The organism is Streptomyces sp. NPDC045701, assembly GCF_056432045.1.
This window is the reverse complement of record NZ_JBWKJV010000010.1, coordinates 184,799-194,962: the sequence shown is the minus strand read 5'-3', so window position 1 is coordinate 194,962 and position 10,164 is coordinate 184,799. Positions and strand designations below refer to the sequence as shown.

The 10,164-nt window shown below is 73.6% G+C and carries 9 protein-coding genes and 1 pseudogene; 4 read left to right on the top strand and 6 right to left on the bottom strand.

Going from position 1 to position 10,164, the window contains the following annotated elements; all coding sequences use genetic code 11:
* A partial coding sequence (locus AC07DW_RS14930) for a carbohydrate binding domain-containing protein (protein WP_478858053.1) occupies positions 1–413 on the top strand: 413 nt, incomplete at its 5' end.
* Positions 414–513: 100 nt separating this feature from the next.
* On the opposite strand, the pseudogene AC07DW_RS14925 reads toward AC07DW_RS14930, so the two are convergent.
* Positions 514–1,988, bottom strand: a pseudogene (locus AC07DW_RS14925) (FAD-dependent monooxygenase).
* Positions 1,989–2,814: 826 nt separating this feature from the next.
* On the opposite strand from AC07DW_RS14925, the gene AC07DW_RS14920 reads away from it, so the two are divergent.
* Positions 2,815–3,702 carry an esterase/lipase family protein gene (locus tag AC07DW_RS14920; RefSeq protein WP_478858052.1) on the top strand — a complete coding sequence of 296 codons (888 nt, stop codon included), beginning with the start codon at positions 2,815–2,817 and terminating at the stop codon, positions 3,700–3,702.
* Between the two features lie 57 nt (positions 3,703–3,759).
* Here AC07DW_RS14920 and AC07DW_RS14915 read toward each other — a convergent pair whose 3' ends face one another.
* The 4 genes from AC07DW_RS14915 to AC07DW_RS14900 all read right to left on the bottom strand — a co-directional run bounded on the left by AC07DW_RS14915 (position 3,760) and on the right by AC07DW_RS14900 (position 7,265).
* Entirely contained in the window at positions 3,760–4,779 is a 1,020-nt protein-coding gene (locus tag AC07DW_RS14915; RefSeq protein ID WP_478858051.1) for a lytic polysaccharide monooxygenase auxiliary activity family 9 protein, read from the bottom strand.
* Between the two features lie 355 nt (positions 4,780–5,134).
* On the bottom strand, positions 5,135–5,716 hold the full coding sequence (locus AC07DW_RS14910; RefSeq protein ID WP_478858050.1) for a hypothetical protein: 582 nt from the start codon (positions 5,714–5,716) through the stop codon (positions 5,135–5,137).
* A gap of 114 nt (positions 5,717–5,830) precedes the next feature.
* Positions 5,831–6,361, bottom strand: a complete 531-nt coding sequence (locus AC07DW_RS14905) for a ribonuclease FAU-1 family protein (RefSeq protein WP_478858049.1) — start codon at positions 6,359–6,361, stop codon at positions 5,831–5,833.
* Positions 6,342–7,265 (bottom strand): GNAT family N-acetyltransferase, encoded by a 924-nt coding sequence (locus AC07DW_RS14900; protein ID WP_478858048.1) that lies wholly within the window; start codon positions 7,263–7,265, stop codon positions 6,342–6,344. Before AC07DW_RS14900 ends, AC07DW_RS14905 begins: the two co-directional genes overlap by 20 nt.
* A 69-nt stretch (positions 7,266–7,334) precedes the next feature.
* Here AC07DW_RS14900 and AC07DW_RS14895 point away from each other — a divergent pair, with 69 nt between their 5' ends.
* Complete coding sequence (locus AC07DW_RS14895; RefSeq protein WP_478858047.1) at positions 7,335–7,709, top strand: GntR family transcriptional regulator; 375 nt, start codon at positions 7,335–7,337, stop codon at positions 7,707–7,709.
* A 13-nt stretch (positions 7,710–7,722) separates the two neighbouring features.
* Here the strand turns inward: AC07DW_RS14895 and AC07DW_RS14890 are convergent, their stop codons facing one another.
* Positions 7,723–8,817 (bottom strand): DUF5925 domain-containing protein, encoded by a 1,095-nt coding sequence (locus AC07DW_RS14890; protein ID WP_478858046.1) that lies wholly within the window; start codon positions 8,815–8,817, stop codon positions 7,723–7,725.
* Positions 8,818–9,182: 365 nt separating this feature from the next.
* On the opposite strand from AC07DW_RS14890, the gene AC07DW_RS14885 reads away from it, so the two are divergent.
* Entirely contained in the window at positions 9,183–9,992 is an 810-nt protein-coding gene (locus AC07DW_RS14885; RefSeq protein WP_478858045.1) for an SGNH/GDSL hydrolase family protein, read from the top strand.
* The last annotated feature ends 172 nt before the right edge of the window (positions 9,993–10,164 follow it).

The following is a 10,164-nucleotide window of genomic DNA, read 5'->3' as shown; positions in this document are numbered from 1 at the left end:
GCAACGGCACCTTCACCACCAACGTCGACGAATGGTGGGCCGCCGAGCGGGCCTCGATCGTCCACGCCGACGGCACGCTGCTCGCCACCGTCGAGATGGACACCACCGCCTCGTGGGAAGCCATCGCCGGACAGAGTGCCCTCGTCATCCGCAAGGGCGGCACCTACACCCTGACGTTCGATGCCCAGGCGTCGGCCGCCGCACAGATCCGGGCCATCGTCCAGCTCGGCGAGGAGCCCTACACCTCCACTATCGACCAGGTCGTCGACCTCGGCACCGGCCTCAAGCGGTACACCTACACCTTCACGTCCACCATCGACACCACCACCGGATCGCTCAACTTCGAAATCGGTGGCAACCCCGCCAAGACGGCCGTCACCCTCGACAACGTCTCCATCATCACCGCGAACTGACGCGGTGACGACCTGGTGGTGACACCGGCGTGCGGCCTCGGCGCCACCGCGGGGCCACCCGCCGGTGCGCCGGGGCCGCTTCGGCGGCCGGGGGTCCGCGTCAGTCGGTGAGCCCGACCTTCGCCAGGTAGCGGTCGAGGTGGGCGGGGTCCTGGGTGGCGAGGCCGATGTGGCCGTCGGGGCGGACCAGGAACAGGCCCGCGCCGAGCGCCTCCGCCAGTTCGCCGTCGGGCACCCGGATCGTGACGACGGCCGGCGGCACGCGGGGCGGGGTGCGGTCCACCGCGAGGAGGGTGAAGTGCGGGCCGCGCAGCAGCTCCATCAGCCGCCGCGGGCCGTCCTCCGTGCCGCACGGCAGGTCCGGTACGCGGTCGCCCGCCCGGACCGCGGTCCCGGCGAGCCGCTCCCGGGTCTCGGTGCTCAGCGCGCTGTCGCGGTAGTGCACCAGCAGATGGGTGAGCCGGCCGCGGTCACGCGCCGCTGCCCCCTTCCGGACTGCGGCCCGTGCGGTACAGCCGGGAGCTGAGCTCCAGGACGTGCGCGGCGGCGGGGCGGCGCTCGGTCTCGTAGCTGTCCAGCAGGTGCGTCCGGGGCGTGGTGGCGCAGTACCTGCCCCAGCTTCCAGCCCAGGCTGTAGGCGTCCTGGACGCTGATGTTCAGGCCCTGCCCGCCGCCGGGCGGGTGGGCGTGCGCGGCGTCGCCGGCCAGGAACACCCGACCGTCGCGGAACCGCTCGGCCAGCGCCGTGCGCGGCTGGTGGTACGAGTGCCACAGCACGTCCGTGACGGCGTCGGCGGGCAGGTGGGTGCGGGCGGCGATCAGCTGCCGCACCGCCTCGGGGGTGAGGTCGCGCTCCTCGTCGTCGGCGAGGCGTTGAGCTGGAAGTCGTCGGTGCCCGGCAGCGGGCACAGCAGCAGGCTGCCCACGCCCCGGGCGTCCGGGTCGTCGAGCCAGATGTGCCAGTGGTCGCGGTCCAGGCCCCGGATGCGGACGTCCGCCACCACGGCGGGGTGCAGTCCGCCGTCCTCGCCCTTCATGGCGATGCCCAGCGCGTCCCGCACGGTGCTGCGCCCGCCGTCGCACCCGACCAGGTACGGCACGGTCAGCGTCCGGCGGCTGCCGTCGGTGTGCGCCAGTTCCGCCAGTACGTGCCGGTCCGTCTGGTGCAGGGAGGCGAGCCGGGTGCCGTGCTCGACCGTCCCGCCCAGGGCGAGGAACCGGTCGCGGAGGATCTCCTGCGTACGCCACTGGGGCACCAGCCACGGCTCCGGAAACCGCGACACGGGCGCCCCGGGGTCCTGTTCGAGCAGCCGCCAGGTGCCGTCCCGGCGGCCGTCGCGCCAGGTCTGCATGGGCGGGAAGGGTCCGCCCGCCGCCCGGAGGGCGTCCATGACGCCGAGGTCGTCGAGCGCCTCCTGGGTGCCGGGGGTGCAGGGTCTTGCCGCGCGAGCCCCCGAAGAGCCGCTCGCCCGCCTCGACGACGTGGGTGCGTACGCCGCGGCGGGCGAGGTCACAGGCGAGGGCGAGCCCGGTCGGGCCGGCGCCGACGACCAGGGCGTCCACGGCGCCCTGCACCGGTGCTCCTCTGCGCGCGCCGGCGTGCTGCGGGTCGGTGGGCACGTCTCACCGCTTTCTGCCGTGCGGTCACGGCCTTGTGGAATGCGCGGGACGGTCGGGGGGGGGTACCGCGAAATGCGGCATATGTGGAATATGCTCCTGGAACAGTCCACCCGGTCGAACGGCCGCCCACATCCGCCCGCATGGCCGGACCCGGACGCCGTCACCTGCCCCTTCGACTTCCCGAGGGTGATCACCGACCCGCCCTTCACCCGCGCGGCCATCGTCGGCCGGCCCGCTGCCGCAACCACACCGTCTGCGAGCTGCTGGGCGTGGACCCGGCCGGCCCGTACTGCTGCGCCGTACGCACCAGACGCCGGCCACGGCGCCGGCGGCCCGGCGGGCGGCGGCGGACGCGAAACAGTGCCTTCGCGAGTCTTTCACCGGCCCGGTCGTGGAGCGGCGCCTCATCCCGTTCCGCGAGGGCTTCGGCATCCCCGCGCGTCGCGCCGGAGGGCGTGGAGGTTGGAGGGCGTACGCATCCGCGGGGCGGCTGAGGGGGGCCGTGGGGGCGCTGCTCGCCCGCTTCCCGGGACTGCGCCTCGCGGTGCCCGCGCGGGGGGTGGAGTAGGACACCGCGACGATCCGGCGCTTCCCGCTGCGGCTGCCGGTGAGGTGGTGATCCGTCAGTTTTTACCGACGCGTAACTTCCCTGTCTCTCCTACCCGTGCGTAGCTTGGCATGAGCACGGCATTCGCTGTGCTTCCCCACCAGTGGTCCGGGCCACGGGGCGTACCGTCACCGCCCCACATCCCCATTCCTTGAGCCGCGAGGAGACCACTCGATGCTGCCTTCACGCCTGCTCGTACGTGTGTCCTTACGCGTGCGCCGCGCGCTCAGAGCCCCGGCCGTCCTGCTGCTGGCCGTCGCCGCCACCCTCGCCCCCGCCTCCGCCGCCCAGGCCCAGGGCCCCAGCAGCGGCTGGAACGACTACACCTGCCGGCCGTCGTCCGCCCACCCCCGCCCCGTCGTCCTGGTCCACGGCACCTTCGGCAACTCCGTGGACAACTGGCTCGCCCTCGCCCCCTACCTGGTCACGCGCGGCTACTGCGTCTTCTCCCTCGACTACGGGCAGCTGCCCGGTGTGCCCTTCTTCCACGGCCTCGGCCCCATCGAGAAGTCCGCCGAACAGCTCGACGCGTACGTCGACAAGGTCCTCGCCGCCACCGGGGCCGCCGAGGCCGACCTCGTCGGCCACTCGCAGGGCGGCATGATGCCGCGCCACTACCTCAAGTTCCTCGGCGGCGCCGACAAGGTGAACGCCCTCGTCGGCCTCGCCCCCGACAACCACGGCACCACGCTCCTGGGCCTCACCAAGCTGCTGCCGTACTTCCCCGGCGCGGCCGCCCTGCTGAACGAGAAGACCCCGGGCCTCGCCGACCAGGTCGCCGGTTCCGCCTTCCTCCGGAAGCTCAACGAGGGCGGCGACACCGTCCCGGGCGTCCGCTACACCGTCATCGCCACCAGGTACGACGAGGTCGTCACCCCGTACCGCTCCCAGTTCCTCGACGGGCCGGGCGTCCGCAACGTGCTCCTCCAGGACCTGTGCCCGCTGGACCTGTCCGAGCACGTGGCCATAGGGCTGCTCGACCGGATCGCGTACCACGAGGTCGTCAACGCGCTGGACCCGGCGCACGCGACACCCACCACCTGCGCGTCGGTGGTCGGCTGACGCGGCGTAGCGAAGGGGCCCGTCCGGATCCGGACGGGCCCCTGGTGACACCGGTCGTCAGCGCGTGGCCCTGCGGCGCGCCGTGCCGAACAGCACCGCCGCGCCGATCGCCAGCACCGCCGCGCCACCGCCGGCGAGGTACGGCGTGCTGCCGCTGCCGCCGGTCTCGGCCAGGTTCTCGTCGGCCGGCGCGGCGACGGGCGAAGGGGTGTCGGCGCCCTGGGCCTGGAGCGTGCCGGCCTGCTCGGTGGCCTCCGCCGGCTCGGGCTGCTTCGGCTCCGCGGCGGCGGGGGCCGCGGGCTTCGGGGTCTGGGCGTCGTGGTCGTCGCCGCCGTGTCCGCCGTGGTCGACCGTCGACTTGTCCGTGCCCTGCTCGATCTGCTCGTCGGAGGGTGCCGACGCGACCGGGGCGGGGGCGCCGCCCGCCTGGCCGCTGTCCTTCCCGAACACCACGTCGGAACAGGTGTAGAAGGCCTCGGGCGAGTCCGAGCGCTGCCAGATCGAGTAGACCAGGTGGCGGCCGGACCTGGCGGGGACGGTGCCGTCGAAGACGTAGGCGCCGTTCTCCAGCTTCGGGTTCGTGACCTTCGCGAAGGGCTTCGCCTCCAGGTCCGACCACTTCAGCGGCTTGGACGGGTCGTAGCCGTCCTTGGTGATGTACAGCTCGAAAGCGCCCTTGTGCGGGGCGGTCGCGCGGTAGCGGAAGGTGTGCGTGCCGGCGGTCATCGCGGACGACGGCCAGTCGCCGCGCGGCAGGTCGAGCCCCTGGTACTTGTCACGGTTCGCGCTGCACAGCTTGCCGTCCGGTATCAGCCGCTGGTGGTTGCCTGCGGCGTTGGCGATGTTGACCTCGTTCCAGTCGTAGAACGCCTGCGGACCGCTCGCCGCGACCGCCGCCCTGCACGCCGCCGAGTCCGGGCTCTCCGGGCCCTCCGCGTAGCACGCGGACACCCGGCTGACCGGATCGGTCATCGTGCCGTGCGCCGCGGCGGGCGACGCGGTCAGGCCGGCGAGCGCGAGCGGCGCGATGCCCAGGGCGACGGCGGTGGCAGCCGGAGTGCGGCGGCGAGCGGTCATGGTGGCGTTCTCCTTCGACGGGACAAGCAGGTGTGGGGGGTTGCGGGTACGGCATCCGGACGGGCGGCGCAGCCCCCCGGCTTCGGCACCGACGGCGTCCGACCGGCCCCGGTGATCAGCAAACTAGCCCCCGGAAGAGCCCGATCCGGCCACGGACGACCGTGAATGAGGATCCTTATGCTCCGCTTAAGGCGCGCCTAAGAAGGCGCTCAGACAACCGCTCCCCGCGGGCTCGTACGCCCTTGCCGACGCGGTGCGCACCGTCCGCCGTGGTGCGCGAAGTCCGCGCGTCCCGGGTCGCCGTCCGGCGAGCCACGCCGGGCCCGCGGCGCCCCCGCACGTTTCCGGACAGGCCCTAGTCGTCGACGCCCAGGTCGGCCCGCATGGAGCGCTTCATCTCCCCCAGGCGGGGCCAGACCTCCCGGTGGAACTCGTCCTCCAGGGACGCCAGTTCACCCGCGTACGTGGCGGGGTCCGCGCAGAACCTCCTGAGCGACCCGTACGCGGAGTTCAACCGCTTCTTCGCCGCACCGCACGAGCGCAACACCGCGTTCGGGGCGACCATCTGGGCCTCGGCGTAGCTGTCCCGGAAAGCCCGCCTGCTCTCCTCCAGCCGCTCCGCGGACCCGTCGGCGTCCTCGCCGCGCCTCAGCGCGTGCAGGTGGTTGGTCATCGCCGTCAGGTACTGGCGCGCCGCGGTGTTCAGAGCGATGTAGCAGGCGCGCCGCCTTTCGAGGCCCTCGCGCTGCCGCGTGGCCGCCTGCTCCGCCCGGAGCAGCTCCACGGCGTGATCGCGCTCCTCGCGGCGCTGCTCGGCGGCGGCCCGCAGCTCCATCCGCTTGGTACGGTCCGCGCGGTTCTGGGTCAGCAGCGCGGCCCCCAGGGTCCCCGCCACGCCCACGATCGCGATCAACAGCCCCGCCCAACCGGCGCCCATGACGCCCCCCTTCGCGCTCGGAAGACCTCCACCCACGGTAGGGGTCATCCCGCCCGGAGGTGGCGCCGTTCCGGGCGGCCCGTGGGCCCGACGGGTGGTCGCGAAGGACCCGGTTCAGCAGGCCGGTGGTGCGGGCCGCGAGCCGGCCCCCGGACCGCCCGCCGGGGCCCCCGGCAGGCCGCCCGCGCGGGCCAGGACCTCCAGGGCGTCGAGGGCCTCGCGGGCGGCCACCGCGGCGGCGGGGTCCCGCTCCGCCAGGCCGCTCGCCGCGAACTCGTCCTCGTCCAGGCGCAGGACCTCGGTGCCGTCCGCCGACACCCACAGGTCCAGGTCGAGGTCCTCGACGAGCACCACGCCGAGGTCGCCGTCGACGCGCGCGGGCCGGGTCACGTCGCAGTACCAGCCCTTCATGGCACCGTCCCCGGAGCGGACCTCCTTCACCGCGTACCACCGGTCACGCCAGTAGTGCTCGGTGAAGACGTCACCCGGCTCGAAGCGCACGAAGCCGAAGTCCCGCACACCGTCCGCCGCCCACGGGGCACGGACGGTGAGCCGGGTGCCGTCGTCGGCCAGCACCTCGGCCGGGTACCGGATCTTCGTACGTCCGGCCTTGACGAGGTGCACCTCAACCGAGGGTGCGGACATGCCGGACCTCCGTCGCGCAGATCTCGTACCCGAACCACTCGTTGATCGCCAGCATCGGCCCGTTCTCCGCGTCGTTGCTGGTGAACGCGTCCGTGTAGCCCGCGGCACGCGCCCGGAGCAGCGAGTCGGTCTTGGCGAGCTTCGCCAGGCCCCGCCCCCGGTACGCGCGCAGGGTGCCGGTCATGCCGGAGTCGTAGCGCGTCCCGCCGTCGGTGTGGGCGGCGGTGAACGCCGCGACCCGGCCCTCCACCGTCACCACCGAGGTCAGCTCGTGGTCGAGCAGCGGGTCGTGCCAGGTGTCGGCCAGCCAGGCCTCGTAGTCGTCCAGGCCGGCACCGATGTCGCTCGGCTCGTCCGCCGTCACCTCCGCGTCCGCCTCGAACAGCGGGCGCGGGTCGGCGGCGTACGCGGCGGCGGTGCGCAGCTCGACGCCCGGCGGCAGCGACGCGGGGAGCTCCGGCAGGGCACCGTCCGCCAGGCGGAGCCGGAGGAAGTGCGCCGGACGGGTGGGCCGGTAGCCGCGCTTCTCCGCGAACCCGCGGAACCCCGGCTCGTCCAGCACCCAGGCGTACACGCTCGTGGCGCCCTCGGCCGCCAGGTGCTCCTCGGCGGTGCGCAGCAGCAGACCGCCCGCGCCCGAGCCCCGGTGGTCGGGGTGGACCTGGGGGTTGGCGAACGACAGCCCCGGGGTCCCGGACTCGTACGCGATGCCGACATTGGCCGTGCCGACCACCTCCCCGTCCTTCTCCGCGATCAGCAGCCGGTACTTCCTGGCCGGGTGCGCCGACTCCACCCGGGCGAGGACCGCCCGGGGTGTCGTCACCTCGAAGGGCAGCGCGGCACGCCGCACCAGGGTCACGGCCTCGGCGTCCTCGGGACGGAAGTCACGCACGATCACAGTCATGGAGCCGCACGGTACGCGCGGCACGCGCGCACCGCCCCCAATTATCCGGCCGTGGGGGACAATCGCCCCGTGAACTTGACGATCTCCATCGACGCGGGCTCGCCGACGGCCCCGTACGAGCAACTGCGCGCCCAGATCTCCGAACAGGCCCGCTCGGGCCGCCTCCCCGTCGGGTACAAGCTGCCGACCGTCCGCGGCCTCGCCGGGGAGCTGGGCCTCGCCGCGAACACCGTCGCCAAGGCGTACCGGGTGCTGGAGACCGACGGGGTGATCGAGACGCGGGGCCGGGCCGGCACGTTCGTCGCCGCCGCCGGGGACGCCGCCACCCGCCAGGCGGCGACGGCCGCCGCCGCGTACGCCGCCGAGGCCCAGCGGCTGGGCCTCCGCCGCGCCGCCGCGGAAGCGGCCGTGGCGGACGCCCTGCGCGCGGTGTACGGCGAGTAGGACGCCCGGCGCCCTACAGGTACAGCCCCGCGTCCGCGCCGCGCGCCTGGTCCGGGATCGCCGCCGGACCGGTGCCGCGCCGCAGCGCGTACAGCTCCGCCAGCGTCGCCCCGTCGCGGCCGACCCCCTCCTCGGTGCCGAGCCACGCCACGGCCTCCGGCCGGGTCAGCGGGCCGACCTCGATGCGGGCCAGGCAGCGGCCGGGGCGGACCACCGCCGGATGCAGGCGCTCCAGGTCCTCGTTGGTGGTGACCCCGACCAGGACGTTGCGGCCCTGGCCGAGCAGCCCGTCCGTCAGGTTCAGCAGCCGCGACAGGGCCTGGCCCGCCGTGTGCTTGGCCTCGCCGCGGATCAGCTCGTCGCAGTCCTCCAGGAGCAGCAGCCGCCACCGGCCGTTGGCCGTGCCCTCGTCCTCGCCGATCGCGATGTCCATGAGGTAGCCGACGTCGTTGAACAGCCGCTCCGGGTCCAGGACGCAGTCGACCTGGCACCAGTCGCGCCACGAGCGGGCCAGCGTGCGCAGCGCCGACGTCTTGCCGGTGCCCGGCGGCCCGTGCAGGAGGAGCAGGCGGCCCGAGATGTCGTCGGGCGTGACCTTCATCAGGCGGCCCATCGCCTCGGCGACCGGCGCGGTGTAGTTGGGCCGCACCTCCTCCCACGTCCCGGCGGCGATCCGGCGGGTCGTGCGGTGCGGGCCCCGGCGGGGTGACACGTACCAGAAGCCCATGGCCACGTTGTCGGGCTGGGGCTCCGGGTCGTCCTTCGCGCCGTCCGTCGCCTGCTTCAGCACCCGCTCGGCGAGCTCCGGCTCAACCGCCGTGACGGTCACGTCGGCGCCCCGGTTCCAGCGGGACACCAGCAGCGTCCACCCGTCGCCCTCGGCGAGTGTGGCGCTGCGGTCGTCGTCGCGGGCCGAGCGGAGCACCGCGGCGCCCGGCGGGAGCAGGGTCGCGCCGGGTCTGACGCGGTCGAGGGACGAACTGTGCGAGTACGGCTGCTCGCCCGTCGCGAAGCGCCCGAGGAACAGCGCGTCGACGACGTCGGCGGGGGAGTCGCTGTCATCGACGGTGAGCCGGATCGGCAGGGCCTCGTGAGGGTTGGCAGACATGCGCCCCATGATCGGGCACACCCGCGTTCGCCGCACGGTGTTTACGCACGTGTTCCCACCGGCGCCGAGGCCGCCCGGCCTTCGGCCGGCCGCTCCGACGCGGCAGCCGGCCACCCGGCTGTGGCCGTCGGGGCGAGTGCCGCGTGTCGGCCAGGGGCGAGTCCGAGGGCGGTGCGGCGATCGTGGCGCCGCCTCGACAAAAAAGACTCCGCACGGGTGAGTTGCCCGCAAAGTTGCGGATATCGCGCCTCGCGGATGAGCAGACTTTGACTCGACGTCACCTGCACGCCGTCCTCGGCTATTGGCATGGACACCGCATCCTGCTACGAACTTTTCAGGCAGAAATCCTGCCAGAGGGAGGTTCCATGAAACTGTCCCGAGCCGCGGCGTTCACCACCTCGCTCCTCCTCGGCGTCGCGCTGTCCCTCACCGGGGCGGCGTCGGCGCAGGCCGACTCGTCGGCCGCAGCCCTCGACTACGTGGCCCTCGGCGACTCCTACTCCTCCGGAGTCGGCGCCGGCAGCTACGACAGCGCGAGCGGCAACTGCAAGCGCAGCACCCGGGCCTACCCCAAGCTCTGGGCCGCCGCCAATTCCCCCTCCTCCTTCGCGTTCACGGCGTGCTCCGGCGCCCGCACCAACGACGTGACGGCGGGCCAGCTCGGACCGCTGTCCTCCGCCACCGACCTCGTGTCCCTCACCGTCGGCGGGAACGACGCGGGCTTCGCCGACGTCATGACCACCTGCGTCCTCCAGTCCGAAGCGACCTGCATCGCCCGCGTCAACGAGGCGAAGAGCTACGTCGACACGACCCTGCCCGGCCGCCTCGACTCGGTCTACTCCGCGATCCGGGCCAAGGCCCCATCGGCGCGGGTCGTCGTGCTCGGTTACCCGCGCTTCTACCAGCTCGGCGGCAGCTGCATCGCCGGCCTGAGCGAGAACGAGCGCCGTGCCATCAACAGCGGCGCGGACCACCTCAACGCGGCGACCGCCAAACGCGCCGCCGACCACGGCTACACCTGGGCCGACGTCACCCCGTCCTTCACCGGTCACGAGATCTGCTCGAGCGCGTCCTGGCTGCACAGCGTCAACTGGCTCAACATCGGCGAGTCCTACCACCCCACCGCCGCCGGACACTCCGGCGGCTACCTGCCCACCTTCAGGGCCGCGCTGTAAGGAGCCGGGCCCGGCGGCGCGGTACCTCCCGCATCGGCGTACCGCCCGTCGCCCCCGGCGACCCCGCCACCCCGCTCCTGACACGGTCGAAAATTTATGTGACGATCCGCCACCTCGCTTACGGCGATGGGCACTTCGGGCATAGGGCTCCAAGCCGGTTCAAGCCGACGCC